The following is a 21,593-nucleotide window of genomic DNA, read 5'->3' as shown; positions in this document are numbered from 1 at the left end:
CGGGGCGCGGAGCCGCTGCGTCAGTCCTGCAGCGCCGCCACGGTGCGCGGCCGCACGATCAGCCAGAGCGCCAGGATGGAGATCGCCGCGGTCGTCATCATCACCAGCGCCATCGGGATCGCGGAGGAGGCGCCGAAGATCCCCGAGATCGGCGAGAGGATCCCCGCCATGCCGAAGTTCACGGCGCCCAGCAGCGACGCCGCGGTGCCCGCCTCCTTGCCGTGGTTCACGAGTCCGAGCACCTGCACGCACGGGAAGCTGAAGCCGCACGACGCGATGAAGAGCCACAGCGGCACGAGCGTGCCCCACAGGCCGAAGCCGAGCGCGTCGAAGAGCGCGATGAGCCCGGCGGTGGTGAACAGCGAGATCGTGGTGATCGCGAGGATCCACTGCGGGCCGACGCGGCGACTGAGCCGCGAGGACGCCTGGACGCCCACGACCACTCCGAGCGAGTTGACGGCGAAGAGCAGGCCGTACTGCTGCGGATCGAAGCCGTAGAGGCCCTGGAACAGGAAGGCCGAGCTGGAGAGGTAGGTGAAGAGGCCGGCGAAGGTCATGCCGCCGATGAGCGCCACTCCCACGAACTGGCGGTCGCCGAGCACGGAGCGGTAGCGCTGCAGCAGCGAGCGGCGGTCGCGGTCGCCGCGGGCGGTGCGCGGGCGCGTCTCGACGATGAGGAGGGCGACGGCGATCATCACGACGAGGCCGTAGGCGGCGAGGAAGACGAACACGCCGCGCCAGTCCATGACCAGCAGCAGCTGCGAGCCGATCACCGGGGCGAGCACGGGCGCCAGGCCCGAGACCAGCGCCAGGCGGGAGAGCATCAGGACCAGCGGACGCCCGCCGAAGAGGTCGCGGACCATCGCCATCGCCACGACGCCGCCGGCCGCGGCTCCCGCGCCCATCAGCACGCGGAACACGCCGAGCCAGACGATGTCGGGGGCGAACGCGGCGCCGATGCAGGTGAGCACGTGCACCGCGGTGGCGAGGATCAGCGGCAGGCGCCGGCCGACCGCGTCGCTCCACGGGCCGACGATCAGCTGGCCGAGGGCGAAGCCGAGCGTCGTGCCCGTCAGCGTCAGCTGCACCGCCGCCTCCGACACGTTCAGCTCGTCCTGCAGCACCGGGAAGGCGGGGAGGTAGAGGTCGATCGTGAACGGCCCGAGCGCGGTGAGCGCTCCCAGGACGATGACGTAGACGAGGCGCTGACGCGTGGTCAGGGCGTCGCCGGGGTGGCGGTGGACGGGGACGGAGCCGGTGGGCGTCGGGGCGACGGTGGTCACGGAGGCCTTCCTGCGCGAGGCGCGGGGAGCGGGGCGGAATCGTGCGGGAGCGGCGCCGGAACGGCCGCGAGGAGCGGCGCGGGATGCTCGCATCCCTGCACCGCTCCTCACGCTAACCGCCGCGGGCGCTCCTGCACTCCCCCTCGATCGAATTGATTCGACTATCAGTTCATCCGGGGACGTGATCGACGGGGCTCGACGCCGTGAGCGCTCTCATCCCACCCGCAGCAGTGCGACCCCCTGGGGTGCCAGGGTGACGGAGTCGGCACGCTCGCCGGACAGCACGTCGACTCCGGCGATCGGCACGACGGCGTCGGAGCGGCCGTGGTTGATCGCGAAGACGAGCGCGCCGCGGCGCACGAGCTCCACTCCCTCGATCGGCTCGGCGACGACGCCCTCCACGCCCGCGTCGGCGAGCGCGCGCTCGACGACGGTTCCCAGGAGCTCGGGCGCGGGCCACGTGGCGACGTACCAGGCGGATCCGCCGCCGGTCGTCTCCCGCCGCGTGATCGCAGGCCAGCCGTCGAGGTCGTCGGTGAAGCGCGCCAGCACCTCGGCGCCCTCGGCGTGCAGGTACTCGCGCCAGCGGGTGACGACGCCCTCCAGCGAACCGGTGACCGTCGAGTCGGGCAGCTCGTCCGAGAAGGCGTCGGCGGAGGCGAGCGGAGCGAACTCCTCGACGCGCACGCCGAGCGTCGACTGCAGCGCGCCGAGGTAGCCGCCCTCGGTGATGTGCGCGTCCTCGTCGGTGATGCCGCTCTGGAACGTCGTGACGAGGTGCCCGCCGCCCTCCGCGTACGCGGCGAGGCCGGCCAGATCCTCGGCCCGGGCCGCGAAGAGTGCGGGCGCGACGACGAGGTCGTAGCCGTCGAACGGCCCGGAGGCGCGCACGAAGTCGACCGTGACGTGGCGGCGGGTGAACTCGCGGTGCCACGCGGTGACGTGCGCGGCGTAGTCGATCGCGCCCGGAGTCGCGTCCTGCTCGATCGACCACCAGCTGTCCCAGTCGAACACGATCGCGACGCGGGACTCCACCTCGGTCCCGAGGATCTCGTCGAGGCGGCCGAGCTCGGCGCCCAGCTCCTCGACCTCGCGGAACACGCGGGTCTCGGGACCGCCGTGCGGCACGAGCCCCGAGTGGAACTTCTCGGCGCCGGCGCGCGACTGCCGCCATTGGAAGAAGAGGATGCCGTCGGCTCCGCGGCCCAGCACCTGGTAGCTCCAGGCGCGCATCTGCCCGGGCTTCTTCGGCGCGTTGCTGCGGCGCCAGTTGACGGCGCTGGTGGCCTGCTCCATCAGCAGCCACGGGCGGCCCTCGCCGAGCGAGCGCATGAGGTCGCGCGCGACCGCGGCGGTGAAGGGCGCCTCCGGGTCGGCGGGGTCGGGGTAGAGGTCGTCCGACACGACGTCGACGTGCGGGGCCCAGGCCCAGTAGTCGACGGGCTTGAACAGCCCCATGAAGTTCGTGGTGATGGGAGTCTCGGGCGAGTACTCGCGCAGGATCTCCTTCTCGGCCAGGTAGCACTCGAGCAGCTGGCGGGAGGAGAAGCGGTCGAAGTCGAGGCGCTGGGTCGGGTTGGGCAGCGTCGGCATCGCCGCGGGAGGCCGCACCTCCTCGAAGCTCGAGTAGCGCTGCGACCAGAAGGCGGTGCCCCAGGCCTCGTTGAGCGCCTCGATGCTGCCGTACTTCACGCTCAGCCACTCGCGGAACGCGAGGACCGCCGACTCGGAGTAGTCGTGCGAGACGTGGCAGCCGTACTCGTTGCCGATGTGCCACATCTCGAGCGCGGGGTGGCCGGCGTAGCGCTCGGCCAGCTTGCGCACCAGGCGCGCGGCGTAGCGGCGGTAGACGGGCGAGGACGGCGCGTACTGCTGGCGCGAGCCGACTCCGAGGACCACTCCGTCGGCGGTGACGGGCAGCATCTCGGGGTGCTCGTGGCTCAGCCACGGCGGCGGGGACGCGGTGGCGGTGGCGAGGTCGACGCGCACGCCGCCGGCGTGCAGGCCGTCGAGGACCTCGTCGAGCCAGGCGAAGTCGAACTCGCCGTTGCGCGGCTCCAGGTGCGCCCACGAGAAGACGCCCACCGTCGCGAGATTCACGCCGGCGCGGTTCATCAGGGTCACGTCCTCGGGCCACACCTCCTTCGGCCACTGCTCGGGGTTGTAGTCGCCTCCGTAGCGAACGGGCATGTGCTCTCTCCTTCGACCGCCGCAGCGGTGGTGCGGGCCGGGGCGCCGACGGTGGCGTCCGGTCCCGGTGGTCCTCCAGCAGGGTAAGCGCTTACCGCCGCCCTGCCCAAGCCCCGGCCGTCACGGGCCGAGCGGATGCAGCGGCGCGGCCAGCGGATTGGCGAGCAGGTGCTCGAACGCCAGCTCGGCCGCTCCGATCATCAGCAGGTCGCCGCCGAGCTCGGTGCGCGCGATGCGGACGGAGTCCAGCGCCACCCGGAACGGCCCGCCGTGCGTCAGGCGCTCCTCGAGGAACCCCGGCGCCACGCCGACGAGGGCGCCGAGGAACCCGCCGAGCACGACCAGCTGCGGGTTGAAGATGTTGACGACGTTGCGCAGCGCCACCGCGAGGTGGCCGAGCTGGCGCTCGACCTCGGCGCGGACGGCCGGGTCGTCGGAGGCGGCGAGCGCCTCCTCCAGCCGCTCGCTCTCCTCCAGGCCCAGCACGCGCAGCAGCTCGGCGCGGCCGACCTCGGTCTCGAGGCAGCCGACGGCGCCGCAGTGGCAGTCGACCCCCGCGCTGTTGACGAGGGTGTGGCCGATCTCGCCCGCGTAGCCGTCGATGCCGTGCAGCGGGGCGCCTCCGACGATCACGCCGGCGCCGACGCCGCTCGCGCCGCCGTTGAGGTAGATCAGGTGCGAGACGTCGCGGCCGGCGCCGAGCACGCTCTCGGCCAGCGCACCGAGGTTGGCGTCGTTGGCCGAGAGGACGGGCAGTCCGGTCGCGTCGGCGAGCATCCGCGAGAACGGCTCGTCGCTCCAGCCCAGGTGCGGGCCGGTGCGGACGAGACCGTCGGCGTCGCGGACGAGGCCGGGAACCGCGACTCCGATGCCGACCGTCCGGGCGTCGGCGGGCAGCTCGGCGCGCAGCTCGGCGATCGCGTCCGCGGCGAGCGCGGCCGCCGCCTCGGCGGTCGGCACGATCGCGGTGCGGCGGAGGCGGCGGCGCACCTCGGCGTCGAAGCCGACCACGGCGACCGTCACGGCGTCGATCTCGGGGTTCACGGCGAAAGCGACCACCCGCGGGTCGGCCTCGACGATCGGGCTCGGCCGCCCCACTTGATTGAGCGTGTCGGGATCGCGCTCGCGCACGATGCCCAGCTCCACCAGCTCGCCCACGAGCGCGGCGATCGTGGACCGGTTGAGCCCGGTGGCCCGCGTCAGCTGCGAGCGCGAGCGGGGGCCGCCGCGGTGCACGAGGCGCAGGATCGCGGCCAGGTTGTGGCGTCGGACCCGGTCGAGAGTGTTGCCGCGCGTCGCGTGATCGGGCATTCCGCGGTCTCCTCTGGTCTCGCATCAGCCTATCGGCGGCTCTCGGCACCCCCGCCGCGCGCATCGCAGCCGTCGGCCGCGCGCATCGTCAGCTGAGAGGAGGGGATGACCGCTGTCAGGCGATATCCCCTCCTCTCAGCCGACAGTCCGCAGGCTCACGCCCCCGCGCGGCTCCAGGTCCAGCTGCCCTCTGGCCCGTCGACGCTCACGTCGGCGCCCGAGCGGCTGACGGTGAAGACCGTCTCGTCGCCGGAGTCGTGCGCCACGATGCGCACCTCGCGCACGCCGTCGCCGCCCGGGAACACCCGGAGCTCCAGCCCGTCGAGGTAGTCGTACTCGGCCACGTCGGTCCGGGAGCCCACCGGCACCACCGCCCCCTCGCGCACGTAGAGCGGCAGGGTGTCGAAGCCGTGCACCTCGCGGCGCCACTCCCCCGTCGAGTCGGTGGTCTCGCCGGTCCACCAGCTGGTCCAGCGGCCGCGGGGCAGGTAGAACTCGACCGAGCCGTCGGCGGTGAACACCGGGGCGACCAGCAGGTCGTGGCCGAGCATGTACTGCGTGTCCAGGTGAGAGGCGTTCCGGTCGTCCTCGAACTCGAGCGTCATCGGCCGCATCACCGGGATCCCCTCGCGGGCCGCCTCCGCCCCCGCCGCGTACAGGTACGGCATCAGCGAGAGCTTGAGCTCGGTGAAGCGACGGGTGATGTCGACGGCCTCGTCGCCGAACTCCCAGGGCACGCGCACCGAGGTCGAGCCGTGCAGTCGGGAGTGCGAGGAGAGCAGTCCGAAGGCCAGCCAGCGCTTGAAGACGCCCGGGTCGGGCGTGCCCTCGAAGCCGCCGATGTCGTGGGCCCAGAAGCCGAACCCGCCGAGCGCGAGCGACAGGCCGCCGCGGAGGGTCTCGGCCATCGACACGTAGGACGACGTGTTGTCGCCACCCCAGTGGACCGGGAGGGCCTGCCCGCCGACCGTGGCGCTGCGGGCGAAGAGCGTCGCGCGTCCCTCCCCCAGCTCCTCGACGAGCACCTGGTGCACCGCGAGGTTGTAGAGCTGGGTGTACCAGTTGTGCATGGCCTCCGGATCGGTGCCGTCGGCCCAGACCACGCCCTCGGCCGGGATCCGCTCGCCGAAGTCGGTCTTGAAGGAGTCGACGCCCTGGCGCACGAGGACGCGCAGCTTGTCCTGGAACCAGCGCGTCGCCTCCGGGTTCGTGAAGTCGACCAGCGCCATGCCGGCCACCCAGAGGTCCCACTGCCAGACGTCACCCGACGTCGTCTTCAGCAGGTAGCCCTTCTCGCGGCCCTCCGCGAAGAGCGGCGAGGCCTGGGCGATGTAGGGGTTGATCCAGACGCAGGTCTTCAGGCCCCGGTCGTGCAGGCGGGCGAGCATGCCCTCGGGATCGGGGAAGGTCCGGGAGTCCCACTCGAGGTCGGTCCACTGGAACTCGCGCATCCAGAAGCAGTCGAAGTGGAAGGCCGACAGCGGCAGCTCGCGCTCGGCGAAGCCGTCGATGAAGGAGTTGACGGTCTCCTCGTCGTAGCTCGTCGTGAAGCTCGTGGTCAGCCAGAGGCCGTAGCTCCACGCGGGCACGACGGAGGGGCGGCCGGCGAGCCCCGTGTAGCGGCGGAGCACGTCCTTCTTCGTCGGGCCCTGGATCACCAGGTACTCCAGCGCCTCGCCGCCGACCGAGAACTGCACGCGCTCGACCGACTCCGAGCCGATCTCGAACGAGACGAGCCCGGGGTCGTTGACGAGCACGCCGTAGCCGCGGTTGGAGAGGTAGAAGGGGACGTTCTTGTAGGCCTGCTCCGAGGAGGTGCCGCCGTCGGCGTTCCAGACGTCGACGGTCTGGCCGTTCTTCACGAACGGTCCGAAGCGCTCGCCGAGACCGTAGACGAGCTCGCCGACGCCGAGGTCGAGCTGCTCGTGCACGTACGCGTCGCCGTCGGGTCCAGTGAGGTAGCCCTGGGACTTGTGGCCGGAGCCGGTGAGACGGGTGCCGGTCGCGGTGTCCCAGAACTCCAGCGACCAGGGTGCGCCCTGCGCGACGCGGACCTCGAGGTCGCCCGTGCGGAGCACTCCGCCCGCCTCCGTGACGCTCGCCTCGCCCACCGATCCCTCGGCCAGGGCGAACCCGGGACGGGTCGCCGCGCCGCGCCAGTGCTCGATGCGCACCTTCGCGACGCCCTCCGCGGGCGAGGAGACCGTGACGGTGAGCGCGGGGCGGTTCAGCACGTCGCCCCGGCCCTGGATGACCTTCGTCGGCGCGATCACCTCCAGCGCGGAGCCGGTGGCGCGGATGTCGTACGCCTCCTGCGCGAACAGGGCGGTGAATCCGGCCCTCGTCTGCCAGAACCCGTCGGTGAACTTCATGCGTGTGCCTCTCTGGTGGCGGTGGAGGTGGTCGTGCGGAGTGCGGGCGCCGCGGAGCAGGGGCCGGAGAGGCCCCCGCTCGCGGAGGTGGTGCTACTTGACCGCGCCGGCGGTGATGCCGCGGGTCAGCGTGCGCTGGAAGATCAGGAAGAAGATCAGCGTCGGGAGCAGGCCCAGCAAGGCGCTCGCACTGGTCGTCGTGACGTCCATGATCTTGTCGCCCTGGAGGCTCGAGATCGCGATCGGGACGGTCTGCGTCGCGTCGCTCACGAGGAACACCAGGGGGATGAGGAACTCGTTCCAGGTCCAGATGAAGAAGAAGATCATCAGCACCGAGAGGGTCGGCCGCGAGATCGGCACGATCACCCGGGTGAGCACCTGCCACTTCGACGCGCCGTCCAGCGCCGCGGCCTCGAGGATCTCCTTCGGGAACGTGCCGTAGACGCTCGAGAGCAGGTACGTGCCGAAGGCCGACTGGATGACCGTGAAGATGATGATCACGGACAGCTGGCTGTCGTAGATCCCGACCGCCTTGAACATGTAGTACAGCGGGTAGAGCAGGGCCTCCTGCGGCAGCATGTTCGCCAGCAGGAACAGCACGATGATCCAGCTGCGGCCCTTCACGCGGCCGATGCCGATCGCGTAGGCGTTCAGGACCGAGAGCGCGACTGCGAGGATCGCGACCGATCCCGAGATGAGGATCGAGTTGCCGAGCTTCTCGGGGAAGTTCACCCGCTCCCAGAAGGTCGACAGGCCGTCGAAGGAGAGGCCGGTCGGGAACGCGAGCGGGCCACCGGCGGAGTACTCGGCCGGCGTCTTGAACGAGTTGAGCAGGATCAGCAGCACCGGGCTGATGATCACGAGGCCGATGACGATCGCGACCACGAGGATCGCCCAGTCGCCGATCGTGCGCTTGGTCGTGCCCTTGGCGGGCTTGGGCGCGCGGCGCGACGTGGTCAGGTCGCTGTCCGCGGTGCCCGCCTGGGTGAGGGGCAGGGTCTCGACGGCCGACATCAGCGGGCTCCTTCGCTGCGCTCGACGCGCTCCTGGGCGCGGATGAACAGCACGGCCAGGATCACGATGACGATCGTGAGCGCGGTCGCGATGGTGGCGCCGTAGCCCACCTGCTGCTTCTGGAAGAACTCGGTGTAGGAGTAGTAGCTCGGCACGATCGTCGAGTCGCCGGGACCGCCGCGGGTCAGCGCGTAGATCGGTCCGAAGACCTTCAGCGCGGCGATCGTGCAGGTGAGGGTGACCACGAAGATCTCGGGGCGGATGATCGACACGGTGATCCAGCGGAAGCGCTGGAACCAGTTCGCGCCGTCGAGCTCCGCCGCCTCGTAGAGCTCGGGATCCACGCGCTGCAGCGCCGCCATGAAGATGACGACCGGGTAGCCCAGCTGGACCCAGATCATCACGACCATGATCGAGAGCATCGCGGTGTCCGGCTTGCCGAGCCAGTCGTGCGAGAGCGAGCCGAGGCCCACCGCCTCGAGGATCGAGTTGAGCGCGCCGTTGTCGGGGCGGAGGATCCAGCCGATGACGATCGCCGCGATCACCGTGGGGAGGATCTGCGGGAGGTAGTAGGTGGCGCGGAGGAAGCTCGCGAGCTTGCCGCCGAACTTCTTGCCGACCAGGTCGAACAGGATCGCGGCGAGCAGGAGGCCGAGGATCGTGGGCACGATCACCATGGCGATGATCATGTAGACGGAGTTGAGGAACGACGTCCAGAACTGGTCGTCGCCCATCAGCTCGACCCAGTTCTCGAGGCCGATGAAGATCGGCGGCTTGATGCCGCGCCACGAGGTGAAGCTGATGTAGACGTTCCAGACGAGCGGGATCAGCACGATGAACGCGAAGAGCACGAAGCCCGGGATGAGGTAGAGCCAGTAGCCGCTCGAGCGCTTCTCGCGCGGGGGCTTCGCGGCCGGAGGCGGTGGCGCGCTCTCCGCGCGACGCGGTGCGGTCGTCGTCATGGGTACTCCTAGAGGGGTGTGCGGGGAGGCGTGCGGGAGGGGGCCGCGAGATGCCGCTCCGGTACGGGTCCGACGTCGTGTCGTGTACCGGAGTGGCGTCTCGCGGGAGGGGAGGCGGAAGCTCAGCGGAGCTTCATGCGACCCCATTGAGGGGTCGCCGTCGCGTTGTCGAGGCTTCCGCGGTCATTCCGCGCCTGTGGGCGCGGGGCTGGCCGCCTTCAAGTGACGCTGCGCGTCACTTGATGTCGTCGACGCCGTCGTCGTACTTCTCCTGGAGCTGCGACAGCATCTCGTCGGTCGACGTCGACTTGTTGAGCAGCTCCTGCGTCGCGGCCACGAGGTCGTCGTAGAAGGTGGCGGTGGGCCAGTCGGGGTAGAAGGAGAGCTGGTCGCCGTCGACGACCGTCTTCCACTGCGACAGCAGCTCCTTGCTCTTCTCGTCCGTGATCGCCGACTCGTCGACGACCAGCGGGATGCCTCCGTTGTTGCCGATCAGGTTCTGGATCTCGGGACGCATCGTGATGTCGATCCACTTGTAGGCGAGGTCCTTGTTCTTCGCCGTCTCCGGGATGACCCAGTGGTTGCCGGCGGAGCCCATCGTGAACTCGGCGCCCGGAAAGAGGAAGGTGTTCCACTCGAAGCCGGTGATCTCGGTCTTGAAGCGGCCGAACCACCACGAGCCCGAGAAGAAGATCGGGTACTCGCCCGAGATGAAGGCGGTGCCCGCGTCCTCGGCCTTGAGACCGGAGGCGTCCGGCGAGATGTAGCCCTTGTCGACGTACTCCTGGAGCTGGTCGGCGGCGTAGGACCACGCGGCGTCCGAGAAGTCGACCTCGCCCGTGTAGGTCTGGTAGTCGGTGATCCACTGACGGTCGGCCTTCAGCAGCGCGAGCTGGTAGAAGAGCTGCTGCAGCGGGTACTCGGCGCCGGCCTCGGCGAGCGGGGTGATGCCCTTGGCGACGAAGGCGTCGAGCACCGCGATGAACTCGTCGTACGTCGTCGGCACCTCGATGCCGTTCGCCGCGAAGACGTCCTCGTTGTAGTAGACGAAGGTGAACTCGCCGTAGTTCGGGATGCCGTACCAGGAGCCGGAGCCCATGATGCCGTCCTCGTCGTACTTGGCGGTCGTCTGGAGGGCTCCCGGGACGAGCTTGTCCCAGCCGTAGAACTCGACGGCCTCGTCGAGGTTCGTGAGCAGGCCCTGGCTCGAGAGCAGTCCGCTGGTCGCGTTGCCCTTGTTGTACTCGACGACGTCGGGGGCAGAGTTGGAGTTGAAGATCTGGCTGGCGCCGGTGCGCAGCTGCTCGAACGCCTTGAACTCGTAGGCGATCTCGGCTCCCGTCTCCTTCGTGAAGATGTCGCGGGCGGCGAGCCAGGCGATGCCTCGGTCGCTGTCGGGGGTCTCGAAGTCCCACATGGTGAGGGTGCGGCCGGCGCCGTCGACCTCGGTGGCGAGGGCGTCGGATCCGGCGTCGGATCCTCCTCCGGAGCAGGCGGCGAGCGCGAAGATCGCGCCGATGCCGACGCCTCCGGCGATCAGGCCGCGGCGGCTGAGCGAGCCGACCGCGGCGGCGGTGGGGCGGTGGAAGGCGGTGCGGGGACGAGGCGACATAGCGGGTGTTCTCCTTCGGACGGTGCCGCTGGGCTGTGACTGCGTGGGTGGTGGTGGAGCGCTCTCCGATCAGCCATGCGTCGAAGCGTTTCGACGATCGGCCGACGGGGAGTCGGGAAAAGAGGACGAGGAGGGAGGGGCGTCAGGAGGCGATCGGCGAACGGGCGCGGATCGCCGCGAGCGCGACGGAGCCGCGATCGACGTAGTGGGGCGGGAGGAGATCGACCCCGACGGTGCGTCCGGACTCGATCTGCTGCAGGGTGCGACCGACGGCCGCACGGCACATCGCGTCGAACGGCAGGGGGAACGAGCTGACCGGGACCGGCAGCGCCGCCCCGTCGTAGCTCGCGCAGGCGGCGAGGACCGAGAGGTCCCCGGGGACGGAGAGGCCGCGCTCGAGCACGCGCTCGACGGCGGCCTCGGCGACCGGCTCGTTGCAGTGCAGGACGAGCGCGGTCGGGGCGAGGGGGGATCCGAGGATCGCGTCGACGGCGGACGCGGCGCTGGCTCGGCCGAGGTGCGGGCGCTCGACGACGACCTCGAGGCCGAGCGCGTCGCACTCCGCTCGGAACGCGTCGTCGAAGCGGCGCACGAAGCCGGCGTTGCGGTCGGTGTACGACTGCGGGTGCTCGATGAGCCCGAGGGAGCGGTGGCCCTGCTCGGCGAGCGTGCGGACGCTGCGCCGCGCCGCCTCGGCGAAGTCGAGGTCGACGCAGGCCAGGTCGTGGGCGTCGGAGGGGACGCCGATGAAGGTCGCCGGCACCCCCGCATCGCGGATGAGCGCGGCGCGGTCGTCGTCGTCGTCGACGCCCATGAGCACGATGCCGTCGACGAGGGAGGAGGAGGAGACGCGGCCGATGCCGCTGGACGCCTCGTCGGTGACGAGCAGCAGCACGTCGTAGTCGGACTCGCGGGCCCGCTCGAGCACCTCGGTCACGAAGCGCATGTGGGTGGGCAGGTGCAGCTCGCCGCGCATCGGCGCCGAGAGGGCCAGGATGTGCGTGCGCGCCCCGGCCAGCATCCGGGCTCCGGCGTGCGGCCGGTAGCCGAGCTCGCGCACGGCCTCGTCGACCCGCTGACGGGTCGTGGCGGCGATGGAGCGCTTGCCCGAGAGGGCGTAGGACACCGTGCTGATCGAGACCCCGGCAGCGCGGGCGACGTCGTGGATGGTCGCCATCGTTCCTCCTGCCGGACCTCGTCGTCGGACCCCTCCGATGCTCGAAACGCTTCGACGGGGCTGTGCTGCTAAGCACTGTACGCAGAGTCGAAGCGCTTCCGCAACAGGTTTGTCGCGACCCGCGACATATCCGGCGGATGTCGACGCGGAGGCACTCGATCCGCATTGCGCGCAGCCGCCGCCCCCGATATGTTGGCCACAACAACAATTCGGCGACGTCGCCGGAAAGGATCGGATCCATGTCCCTGACCCCCACCCGCGCCGACAAGTTCTCGTTCGGCCTCTGGACCATCGGCTACAACGGCACGGACCCCTTCGGCGGCCCGACCCGCGAGCCCCTCGATGTGGTGCACGCCGTCGAGAAGCTCGACGAGCTCGGCGCCTACGGCCTCACCTTCCACGACGACGACCTCTTCGCGTTCGGCTCGACCGACGCCGAGCGCCAGACCCAGATCGACCGCCTCAAGGGTGCGCTCGAGTCGACCGGCCTCGTCGTGCCGATGGTCACCACCAACCTCTTCAGCGCCCCGGTCTTCAAGGACGGCGGCTTCACCTCGAACGACCGCGACGTGCGCCGCTTCGCGCTGCGCAAGGTCCTCCGCAACATCGACCTCGCCGCCGAGCTGGGCGCGCAGACCTTCGTCATGTGGGGCGGCCGCGAGGGCGCCGAGTACGACTCCGCGAAGGACATCCGCGCCGCTCTCGAGCGCTACCGCGAGGCCGTCAACCTGCTCGGCGACTACGTCACCGACAAGGGCTACGACATCCGCTTCGCCATCGAGCCGAAGCCCAACGAGCCCCGCGGCGACATCCTCCTGCCGACGCTGGGCCACGCGATCGCGTTCATCGACTCGCTCGAGCGCCCCGAGCTCGTCGGCGTCAACCCCGAGGTCGGCCACGAGCAGATGGCGGGCCTGAACTTCACCGCCGGCATCGCCCAGGCGCTCTACCACGGCAAGCTCTTCCACATCGACCTCAACGGCCAGCGCGGAATCAAGTACGACCAGGACCTCGTCTTCGGTCACGGCGACCTGCACAACGCGTTCTCGCTCGTCGACCTCCTCGAGAACGGCGGCCCCGGCGGAGTCCCCTCCTACGACGGCCCGCGCCACTTCGACTACAAGCCCTCGCGCACCGAGGACGAGACCGGAGTCTGGGACTCGGCCGCCGCGAACATGCGCACCTACCTGCTGCTGAAGGAGCGCGCCGCGGCCTTCCGCGCCGACCCCGAGGTGCAGGAGGCGCTGGCCGCCGCCAAGGTCGCCGAGCTGCAGACCCCGACGCTGAACGAGGGCGAGTCGTACGACGACCTGCTCGCCGACACCGCGTCGTACGAGTCGTTCGACGCCGACGCCTACCTCGGCGGCAAGGGCTTCGGCTTCGTGCGCCTGCAGCAGCTCGCGACCGAGCACCTGCTCGGCGCCCGCTGAGCCGCCCGGCACTCCCCTGACGGACGAGACCCCCTGCCCTGCGGCACGGGGTCTCGTCCGTTCCCTCGTACCCCCACGAAGACGCATCCCGCTGCTGCGGGAGGAACGGACACGGCGATGACGCTGGTCGCAGGAGTCGACTCGTCGACCCAGAGCTGCAAGGTGGTCGTGCGCGACCTCGAGAGCGGAGCGGTCGTCCGCACCGGCCGCGCGAGCCACCCCGACGGCACCGAGGTGCACCCCTCGGCCTGGTGGGACGCTCTGACCGAGGCGATCGCGGACGCCGGCGGACTCGCCGACGTCGCCGCGATCTCGATCGGCGGGCAGCAGCACGGCATGGTCGTGCTCGACGCCGACGGCGAGGTGATCCGCCCCGCACTGCTCTGGAACGACACCCGCAGCGCCGGTGCCGCCGAGGCGCTGGTCGCCGAGCTCGGCGCGGAGGAGTGGGCGCGCCGCACGGGCACGGTCCCGGTCGCCTCCTTCACGGCCACGAAGCTCCGCTGGCTGCGCGACGCCGAACCCGAGAACGCGGCGCGGGTCGCGGCCGTCGCCCTCCCCCACGACTGGCTGACCTGGCGACTGCTCGGCTTCGGCCCCGGATCGCCCCGCGGCGTCGATCTCGACGCCCTGACCACCGACCGCTCCGACGCCTCCGGCACGTCGTACTGGGGCGCCGACGGCTACGACCTCGAGCTGCTCGAGCACGCGCTCGGCCACCGTCCGCGGCTCCCCCGGGTGCTCGGCCCGTCGGAGGAGGCCGGACGGACGGCGGAGGGCCTCGTGGTCGGTCCCGGCGCCGGTGACAACGCCGGCGCCGCCCTCGGTCTCGGCGCGGGACCCGGCGACGTGGTCGTCAGCATCGGCACCAGCGGCACCGTGTTCGCGGTGACCGAGGACCCGGTGCGCGACCCCTCCGGGACCGTCGCCGGCTTCGCCGACGCGAGCGGCCGATTCCTGCCGCTCGTCGCGACGCTCAACGCCGCCCGCGTGCTGTCCTCGACCGCCGCCCTGCTCGGCGCCGGCTTCGACGAGTTCGCCGAACTCGCGCTGCAGGCGGAGCCGGGTGCCGACGGACTCGTCCTCGTTCCCTACTTCGAGGGCGAGCGCACCCCGAACCTGCCCGACGCGACCGCGAGCCTGCACGGCATGACCATCGCCTCGACCACGCGGTCGAACCTCGCCCGCGCGGCGATCGAGGGCATGCTCTGCGGGCTCGCCGACGGCCTCGACGCGGTGCGCGGACTCGGAGTGGTCGCGCACCGCGTCCTGCTGATCGGCGGAGCGGCGCAGAACCGCGCCGTGCAGCTGGCCGCCTCGCAGGTGTTCGACGTTCCCGTCGTGGTGCCGACCCCCGGCGAGTACGTGGCCGACGGCGCCGCCGTGCAGGCCGCGTGGGCACTCACGGGTTCGCGCCCGGAGTGGGAGGTCACCTCGGTCGCCGAGCCGGCGGCCGACCACCGCCCCGCGATCCGCGCGCAGTACGCGGCGGCCCGCGCCTGACGCCGTCCGCGAGATGCCGTTCCGGTACGCCTTCGACGGCGTGTCGCGTACCGGAGCGGCCTCTCGCGGGAGCAGTCGAGGTCAGCTCGTCATCGAGTCGACGTACCCGCGGTTCTCGTCCATCCAGGCCGCGAGCGCCGCGTCGCGGTCGTCGGCGCCGTCGTTGAACAGCGCGTTCTCGAGCGAGTAGAGCGTCTCGGAGTCCATCCGGAAGTCGCGCATCCAGCTGCTCAGCGTCGGGAAGTCGCTCTCGAACGAGCTCGAGCCGAACGAGTGGATGTCCTCCGCCTCGCCGAGCAGCCCCTCCGGGTCGTCGAGGTCCTTCACCGGGAACGCGTCGTACGCCCAGTGCGGGCGCCAGAGCGTCACGGCGATGTCCTCGCCGTTCGCCGTCGCGGTCTCGAGCTCCTGCAGCATCGCCGGCGTCGACGAGGTCAGGTACTCCATCCCCTCGAGGCCGTACCCCGGGATGACGTCCTCGGTCGTGACGGTGTTCAGCCCCGACCCCGGCTCGATGCCGACGAGGCGGTTCCCGACGACGTCCGGATTCGCGGCGAGCTCCTCGAGCGTGTCGATCGGAGCGTCCTCGTTCACCGCGATGGTCAGCTTCGCCTCGTCGTTCCACGCGCCCAGGTCGACGAGGTCGTCGCCGTAGCGCTCGAGGTAGCTGCCGTGGGTCGTCGGCAGCCAGGTGTCCAGCGCCAGGTCGAAGCTCCCGGCGGCGAGCCCTGCGAAGCCCGGCGCCACGTCGATGTCCGAGAGCTCGACGTCGTAGCCCTGCTCCTCGAGCACCGCGCCCCAGAGCGCCGACACGGCGATGCCCTCGTCCCAGCCCTGGAAGACGGCCAGGCTCACGTCGGTGCGGTCGCCGTTGTCGACGGAGGCGGTGCTCGCCGGCCCGGCGACGGCCGACGCGCCGAGGGAGGCGACGACCGCGACCGACACCGCGGCGACGGCGGAGCGGGTGAGCACGACGGCGCGGCGGTTCCCGGCCCGGGCGGCTCGCGCGGGCGAGGGCTTCCCCAGCGCCCCCGTCATCCGGTCCAGCACGATCGCGAGGATCACCACCGAGATGCCCGCCTCGAAGCCCAGCGCCACGTCGATCCGGTTGAGGCTCGCGACGACGTCGCCGCCCAGGCCGCCCGCGCCGACGATGCCCGCGATGACGACCATCGAGAGCGCGAGCATGATCACCTGGTTCAGCCCGGCGAGGATCGAGGGCAGCGCCAGCGGCAGCTGGATCTGGCGCAGGATCCGCCATCTGGACGAGCCGAACGCCTCGCCCGCCTCGACGAGCTCGGGGTCGACGCCCCGGATCCCCAGCTCGGTCAGGCGCACTCCCGGCGCCATCGCGAACACGATGGTCGCGACGATGCCCGGCACGACTCCGACGCGGAAGAAGATCAGCGCCGGGATCAGGTACACGAACGCCGGCATCGTCTGCATCAGATCGAGGACCGGGCGGATGATCGTCGACGCCGTCCGGTTGCGCGCGGCGAGCACGCCCAGCGGCACGCTCACGGCGATGGCGATCACGGAGGCGACGAGCACCAGCGCGAGCGAGTCCATCGCGTTCTCCCACTGGTCCACGCTCACGATGACCAGCAGCCCCACCGCGGTGCCGATCGCGAGGCCCCAGCCGCGCGCGGCGTAGGCGAGCACCGCGAGGAACGCGATGATCACCCAGAACGGCGGAGTGGCGAGCACGACGTCCACGCCGTCGTAGAGCGCTCCGAAGACGGTCCTGATCACGTCGAAGACGGGCTGGAAGGTGCTCGTCAGGGCGTCGATGCCGCTCTCGACGGCGTCGCCCAGAGGCAGGCGGATCATCGGACGCCTCCTTCGCTCGCGAGGACGGAGTCGTCGACGGGGCCGCCCGTCGCGCGCAGCGTCGCCGTGACGATCTCGGTCGGGATCGTCGCGGGCGGCTCGATCACCGGCTGCTCGCCGGTGCGCGGGTCGACGTCGCCCAGCGCGGCCAGGAGCGTGACCCGCGGGATCGCGCCGAGCAGGCGTCCGCGCCCGTCGACCACCGCGACGGGCAGCTCCGACTCGACGGCGGGCTCGATGATCTCGCTGAGCGGGGTGTCCGGCGACACGGTGACCACGTCCGAGGTGACGACGGCCGCGAGGTCGGAGTCGCTGCGGCGCACCTGCTCCATCACGTCGCGGTCGCGCACGGTGCCCAGGAGTCGGCGGCCGGTCCCGACGACGAAGGCCGCCGAGGTCTGCAGGTCGCGCATTCCGCGCAGCGCCGCACGCGGTCCGGCGGCGAGGGTGACGACGGAGCGGGGCGGCTCCATCACGGCGGCCGCGGTCAGCACGCGGGCGCGGTCGACGTCCTGCACGAACTGCGCGACGTAGTCGGTCGCCGGATCGGTGAGGATCTCCTCCGGAGTGCCGATCTGCACGATGCGGCCGTCGCGCATGACCGCGATCCGGTCGCCGAGGAGCATCGCCTCGTTGAGGTCGTGCGTGATGAAGACGATCGTCTTCCCGAGCTCCTGCTGCAGCTCGATCAGCTGCTCCTGCATCTCGCGCCGGATGAGCGGGTCGAGCGCCGAGAACGCCTCGTCCATCAGGACGATGCCGGTATCGGCGGCCAGGGCGCGGGCGAGTCCGACGCGCTGGCGCATGCCTCCGGAGAGCTCGCCGGGCGTCTTCTCGTGCCAGCCGGCGAGTCCGGCGCGCTCGACGGCGAGCAGTGCGCGCTCGCGCCGCTCGGCCGCCGGCACGCCCTGGATCTCGAGCGGGTAGGCGACGTTCTCGAGCACCGTGCGGTGCGGCAGCAGCGCGAAGTGCTGGAACACCATCGAGACGGAGGCGCGGCGGACGCGCCGCAGCTCGGCGTCGGACACCCCCGTGATGCTCGATCCGTCGATCAGGACCTCGCCCGCCGACGGCTCCTGGAGGCCGTTCAGCATGCGGATGAGCGTGGACTTGCCCGAGCCCGAGAGGCCCATCACGACGAAGATCTCGCCGCGGCGCACCGCGAACGAGGCGTCGATCACGGCCGCGGTCCCGGAGGAGGCGAGGTCGCCGCGATCGGCACCCGCCCGCAGCCGCTCGACCACCTCCGCGGGACGCCTGCCGAAGACCTTGAAGAGGCCTCTCGCTTCGAGGGCGGGAACGGCGAGGTCCTCCAGGACCCCTCCGCCCGCGGGCTCGCTGATGTCGTTCTGGTTCTGCTGCACGTACGCTCCGTCGGGGCGCAGGACGGATCCCGCGCTCTGTCATCTCGTGGTGCCGGGTCGGGGCGCGTGGGACCGCCCGACGCGGGCCTCCGCGTGCTGCCCGCCGCGAGGAGCGGCCGGGGGACGGAGGCGATCGGGGTGAGTCCGAGGCGGCCTCGGGGCCGCCTCCGCTCCCGCTGACCGTACGCTCGCGGCTCGCCGTCACAGGGGACGGGGCACGGGCGCGGACCGGTTCATCGGGGTCTCGAAGACCGCCGTCCACGGTAGCCGCGGAGCCCCGATCCGGCAAATGTCCGACTATTCGAGAGGGGGTCGCGGCATCCCTCAGCAGGGACGCCGAGCGCGGAGAACTCCTGATCAACAGGCATTCCCTGTCGTTGCACGATCGTTACGCGACCATCTCCGGAAAACCGACCGTCACTCCGGATCAGGCCGTCGTGTCCCCCGCCGGACCGGACGGAGCGGCCGCTCCGACCCCACTCACGGGCTCGCCCTGCCACGACTCGAGCACCCAGTCCGAGCCGCCTCCCTCGAGCACCACGACGCCCGTGTTGTCGAGCAGATGATCGGCGATGAACCGGGCGCCGAGGTCCTTCGCCCGCAGCCCGGCCCAGCCGCGGATCGCGGCGCCGTGGCTGACCAGCGCGACCGTTCGAAGGCCCGAGGCCTCGGCCTCGGCGACGACGGAGTCGTACCGCGCCGCGAACTCCTCGCCCGTCTCGCCGCCCGCCAGCCGCAGCCCCGTCTCGCCGCCCGCCCAGCGGAACACGGTGTCCATGTACTCGGTCACCGCCGCCTCGTCGCCGCGCATCTCGAGACCGGCCGCCGCGATCTCGCGGATCCCGTCGCGCTCGATCGGCTCGAGCCCGAGGGCGGCCGCGAGCGGAGCCGCCGTCTCGTGCGTGCGGCGCATCGTCGAGACGTAGATCGCGCCGATCCCCTCGCCCGCGAGCGTCTCGGGGAGCAGCTCGGCCTGCGTGCGCCCGAGCTCCGTGAGCCCGGGGCCGGGGATGCGGGTGTCGAGGAGCCCGGCGACGTTCGAGGGCGTCTGGCCGTGGCGGATGAGGATCAGGCGCATCCGTCCACGGTACCCGCCGCGCATCGAGGGAACCCCGGACCGTCGAGGGAGCCCGCCGCACCGGGCGGTCTCGACGGTCCGGGGTTCCCTCGGCGCACGGCCACCGCTCCGGTCCCGCGCGCACCCCCTGTGCCAGAATGTCCGGGACCGAAGGGACGCGCCCGTGCCGGCACGATCAGGACGCAGCTCCGGAGTGACCCTCCACGACGTCGCGCGCGAGGCGGGCGTCTCGCTCGCCACCGCCTCCCGGTCGCTCAACGGCAGTCAGCGCAAGGTCGCCGAGGAGTACCGCGTCCGCGTCCTCGCGGCGGCTCAGCGGCTCGGCTACTCCCCCAACCTCTCGGCCCAGGCCGTCGCGAAGGGCTCGACCAGCACGGTCGCCCTCATCGTCAGCGACATCGCCGACCCGTACTTCTCGACCATCGCCTCGGGGGTCGCCGGCGCGGCGGAGGAGCTCGGGCTCGTCGTCACGATGGCCGTCACCGGCCGCGACCCGGCCCGCGAGCTCGCCGTCGTGCGCGCGCTGCGTGGTGCGAGGCCTCGCGTCATGATCCTGGCCGGCAGCCGCTTCGCCGGCGAGGACGAGCGCGAGGCCCTCGTCGCCGAGCTGCGCTCCTTCGAGGACGCGGGCGGCCGCGTCGTGCTGATCAGCCAGGGCGGCCTGCCCTTCCCCACCGTGGTGCTCGACAACCGCGCGGGCGCGCGAGCGCTGGCCGAGGCGCTCGTCGAGCAGGGCTACCGGCGCTTCGGAGTGGTCTCGGGCAGCCCCGCGATCCTCACCTCCCACGACCGCGTCCAGGGGTTCCGCGAGGGCCTCGAGGCCCACGGCCTCTCGCTCGCCGACGAGCTCGTCGTCGAGGCGCCGTTCTCGCGCGACGGCGGCTTCGACGGCGCGCGGGCGCTCCTCGCCGCGCACCGCGACGAGATCGACCTCGTCTTCGCCGTCAGCGACGTGATGGCGATGGGGGTCTCCTCCGCCCTGCGCGAAGCGGGCCTGGAACCCGGAGTCGACGTCGGGGTCGCCGGGTTCGACGACATCCCGACGGTGCGCGACGTGCATCCCGCGCTCACCACCGTGGCCGTCCCGCTGCGCGAGCTCGGCGAGCGCTCGCTGGCCGTCGCGCTGGGCGACGACGACGCCCCCGCCGACCCCGTGGCGACCTCCGTGGTGCTGCGGGCGAGCACTCCGGGGCCCCGAGCGACGTAAGGTGTGCTCACACGCGCCCGCGGACGGGCGGGTCCCGCGCTGACGCGGGCTCGGACGGTCCCTGCGAGAGGGCGCCGCCCGATCACAGAGAGCCACGGTGCCCCGATGCCGGAAGACAAGCCCGCGCCCCGGGCTCCCAGCATCTACGACGTCGCGCGCGCCGCCGGGGTGTCGCACCAGACCGTCTCGCGCGTCCTGAACGACCACCCGAGCCTGCGCGCCGAGACCAAGCGGCGCGTCCTCGAGGTGATGGCCGAGCTCGACTACCGCCCCAACCTCGCCGCGCGGGCACTGGTCACCAGCCGCACCAGGACCATCGGGGTGCTCTCCTCGCAGAGCCTGCAGTACGGGCCCGCCTCGAGCATCCAGGCGATCGAGGTGGCCGCCCGGGACGCCGGCTACCTCGTCGTCACGGCCAACGTCGACGGCACCGACGGCGAGTCGATCCAGGCCGGGATCCGCCACCTGCTGAACCAGGCCGTCGAGGGTCTCGTGGTCATCGCGCCGCAGATCCGGGTCTTCGACATCCTGTCCGGAGCCGCCCTGCGCATCCCGCACGTGACCCTGCAGACCTCGGACGACTCGCGCGACGACGCGCTCTACGTCGACCAGATGGCGGGGGCCCGCCTGGCGACCGCGCACCTGATCGACCTCGGCCACACCGAGATCGTGCACCTCGCCGGCCCCCAGGACTGGATCGAGGCGGAGGCGCGGATGCGCGGGTTCCTCGCCGAGCTCGATGACCGGAACGTGGCGATGAGGCCGCCGCTGCTGGGCGACTGGAGCGCCGAGCGCGGCCACCGCGTCGGACTCGAGCTCTCGCGCTTCCTCGACTTCACGGCCGTCTTCGCGGCGAACGACCAGATGGCGCTGGGTCTGCTGAGCGCGTTCCACGAGCGCGGCATTCGCGTGCCGGAGGACGTCAGCGTCATCGGCTACGACGACATCCCCGAGGCCGCGTTCTACTGGCCGCCGCTGACCAGCGTGCGCCAGGACTTCGCGGAGCTCGGCCGCCGCTGCATGGCGACGCTGCTGAGCCTGATCGAGGGCGAGCGGCCGGAGTCGGCACCTCCGATCGCCCCGCAGCTGGTCGTCCGCGGGTCGACCTCGGTGCCCCGCACCCTGCGACGAGTGACCGTCGCGGAGCGTCCCTCCGGGCGCGCCGTTACCGAGTCGCAACAAACCCGGTTACACGAAAGCGATCCGCGGGTCTAGCATCACTCCATGTGATCGCTCACATGAGCGCTCACATCCCGCCCC

Annotated in this window: 15 protein-coding genes; 4 read left to right on the top strand and 11 right to left on the bottom strand. The window is 71.6% G+C overall.

The window, feature by feature from the left end; translation table 11 throughout:
- Positions 1–20: 20 nt before the first annotated feature.
- The 8 genes from IOC53_RS09855 to IOC53_RS09820 form a co-directional block, all read right to left on the bottom strand.
- Positions 21–1,376: a multidrug effflux MFS transporter gene (locus IOC53_RS09855; protein WP_207405244.1), complete on the bottom strand. Its 1,356-nt coding sequence runs from the start codon at positions 1,374–1,376 to the stop codon at positions 21–23.
- Positions 1,377–1,496: 120 nt separating this feature from the next.
- A complete protein-coding gene (locus IOC53_RS09850) occupies positions 1,497–3,473 on the bottom strand; it encodes a beta-galactosidase (RefSeq protein WP_207405242.1) in 1,977 nt (658 codons plus the stop codon).
- 120 nt (positions 3,474–3,593) lie between these two features.
- The gene (locus IOC53_RS09845) at positions 3,594–4,784 is read right to left on the bottom strand and encodes an ROK family transcriptional regulator (protein ID WP_207405240.1); all 1,191 of its coding nucleotides are present in this window, start codon (positions 4,782–4,784) and stop codon (positions 3,594–3,596) included.
- Positions 4,785–4,939: 155 nt separating this feature from the next.
- A complete protein-coding gene (gene yicI / locus IOC53_RS09840; protein WP_207405238.1) occupies positions 4,940–7,156 on the bottom strand; it encodes an alpha-xylosidase in 2,217 nt (738 codons plus the stop codon).
- A 93-nt stretch (positions 7,157–7,249) separates the two neighbouring features.
- Positions 7,250–8,170 carry a carbohydrate ABC transporter permease gene (locus IOC53_RS09835; RefSeq protein WP_207405236.1) on the bottom strand — a complete coding sequence of 307 codons (921 nt, stop codon included), beginning with the start codon at positions 8,168–8,170 and terminating at the stop codon, positions 7,250–7,252.
- Positions 8,170–9,132: a carbohydrate ABC transporter permease gene (locus IOC53_RS09830; RefSeq protein WP_207405234.1), complete on the bottom strand. Its 963-nt coding sequence runs from the start codon at positions 9,130–9,132 to the stop codon at positions 8,170–8,172. Before IOC53_RS09830 ends, IOC53_RS09835 begins: the two co-directional genes overlap by 1 nt.
- 235 nt (positions 9,133–9,367) lie before the next feature.
- Positions 9,368–10,744: an ABC transporter substrate-binding protein gene (locus IOC53_RS09825; RefSeq protein ID WP_207405232.1), complete on the bottom strand. Its 1,377-nt coding sequence runs from the start codon at positions 10,742–10,744 to the stop codon at positions 9,368–9,370.
- A gap of 142 nt (positions 10,745–10,886) precedes the next feature.
- Positions 10,887–11,921 carry a LacI family DNA-binding transcriptional regulator gene (locus IOC53_RS09820; RefSeq protein ID WP_207405230.1) on the bottom strand — a complete coding sequence of 345 codons (1,035 nt, stop codon included), beginning with the start codon at positions 11,919–11,921 and terminating at the stop codon, positions 10,887–10,889.
- A gap of 239 nt (positions 11,922–12,160) precedes the next feature.
- Here IOC53_RS09820 and xylA point away from each other — a divergent pair, with 239 nt between their 5' ends.
- Complete coding sequence (gene xylA / locus IOC53_RS09815) at positions 12,161–13,351, top strand: xylose isomerase (protein ID WP_055791178.1); 1,191 nt, start codon at positions 12,161–12,163, stop codon at positions 13,349–13,351.
- Between the two features lie 117 nt (positions 13,352–13,468).
- Entirely contained in the window at positions 13,469–14,854 is a 1,386-nt protein-coding gene (xylB, locus tag IOC53_RS09810; RefSeq protein ID WP_207405228.1) for a xylulokinase, read from the top strand.
- Positions 14,855–14,935: 81 nt separating this feature from the next.
- Here the strand turns inward: xylB and IOC53_RS19465 are convergent, their stop codons facing one another.
- The 3 genes from IOC53_RS19465 to IOC53_RS09795 form a co-directional block, all read right to left on the bottom strand.
- Positions 14,936–16,684, bottom strand: coding sequence for an ABC transporter permease/substrate binding protein (locus tag IOC53_RS19465; RefSeq protein WP_207405226.1), 1,749 nt, complete (start codon positions 16,682–16,684; stop codon positions 14,936–14,938).
- Positions 16,681–18,048, bottom strand: coding sequence for a glycine betaine/L-proline ABC transporter ATP-binding protein (locus tag IOC53_RS09800; protein ID WP_374070610.1), 1,368 nt, complete (start codon positions 18,046–18,048; stop codon positions 16,681–16,683). Before IOC53_RS09800 ends, IOC53_RS19465 begins: the two co-directional genes overlap by 4 nt.
- Before the next feature lie 427 nt (positions 18,049–18,475).
- Positions 18,476–19,126, bottom strand: a complete 651-nt coding sequence (locus IOC53_RS09795; protein WP_207405224.1) for a histidine phosphatase family protein — start codon at positions 19,124–19,126, stop codon at positions 18,476–18,478.
- Positions 19,127–19,289: 163 nt separating this feature from the next.
- Here IOC53_RS09795 and IOC53_RS09790 point away from each other — a divergent pair, with 163 nt between their 5' ends.
- Entirely contained in the window at positions 19,290–20,333 is a 1,044-nt protein-coding gene (locus IOC53_RS09790; RefSeq protein WP_307786141.1) for a LacI family DNA-binding transcriptional regulator, read from the top strand.
- Between the two features lie 105 nt (positions 20,334–20,438).
- On the top strand, positions 20,439–21,548 hold the full coding sequence (locus IOC53_RS09785; RefSeq protein ID WP_207405220.1) for a LacI family DNA-binding transcriptional regulator: 1,110 nt from the start codon (positions 20,439–20,441) through the stop codon (positions 21,546–21,548).
- Positions 21,549–21,593: the final 45 nt, after the last annotated feature.

This window comes from Rathayibacter sp. SD072 (assembly GCF_017355185.1).
Taxonomy (GTDB): domain Bacteria; phylum Actinomycetota; class Actinomycetes; order Actinomycetales; family Microbacteriaceae; genus Rathayibacter.
Note: the sequence above shows the minus strand (reverse complement) of the source record. Positions and strands in the feature narration are given on the sequence as shown.

Excerpts from the sequence above, each read along its gene's own strand:
- IOC53_RS09855 (WP_207405244.1), bottom strand. The coding sequence starts at position 1,376 with ATGCGAGCATCCCGCGCCGCTCCTCGCGGCCGTTCCGGCGCCGCTCCC.
- IOC53_RS09850 (WP_207405242.1), bottom strand. The coding sequence starts at position 3,473 with ATGCCCGTTCGCTACGGAGGCGACTACAACCCCGAGCAGTGGCCGAAG.
- IOC53_RS09845 (WP_207405240.1), bottom strand. The coding sequence starts at position 4,784 with ATGCCCGATCACGCGACGCGCGGCAACACTCTCGACCGGGTCCGACGC.
- yicI (WP_207405238.1), bottom strand. The coding sequence starts at position 7,156 with ATGAAGTTCACCGACGGGTTCTGGCAGACGAGGGCCGGATTCACCGCC.
- IOC53_RS09835 (WP_207405236.1), bottom strand. The coding sequence starts at position 8,170 with ATGTCGGCCGTCGAGACCCTGCCCCTCACCCAGGCGGGCACCGCGGAC.
- IOC53_RS09830 (WP_207405234.1), bottom strand. The coding sequence starts at position 9,132 with ATGACGACGACCGCACCGCGTCGCGCGGAGAGCGCGCCACCGCCTCCG.
- IOC53_RS09825 (WP_207405232.1), bottom strand. The coding sequence starts at position 10,744 with ATGTCGCCTCGTCCCCGCACCGCCTTCCACCGCCCCACCGCCGCCGCG.
- IOC53_RS09820 (WP_207405230.1), bottom strand. The coding sequence starts at position 11,921 with ATGGCGACCATCCACGACGTCGCCCGCGCTGCCGGGGTCTCGATCAGC.
- xylA (WP_055791178.1), top strand. The coding sequence starts at position 12,161 with ATGTCCCTGACCCCCACCCGCGCCGACAAGTTCTCGTTCGGCCTCTGG.
- xylB (WP_207405228.1), top strand. The coding sequence starts at position 13,469 with ATGACGCTGGTCGCAGGAGTCGACTCGTCGACCCAGAGCTGCAAGGTG.
- IOC53_RS19465 (WP_207405226.1), bottom strand. The coding sequence starts at position 16,684 with ATGATCCGCCTGCCTCTGGGCGACGCCGTCGAGAGCGGCATCGACGCC.
- IOC53_RS09795 (WP_207405224.1), bottom strand. The coding sequence starts at position 19,126 with ATGCGCCTGATCCTCATCCGCCACGGCCAGACGCCCTCGAACGTCGCC.
- IOC53_RS09785 (WP_207405220.1), top strand. The coding sequence starts at position 20,439 with ATGCCGGAAGACAAGCCCGCGCCCCGGGCTCCCAGCATCTACGACGTC.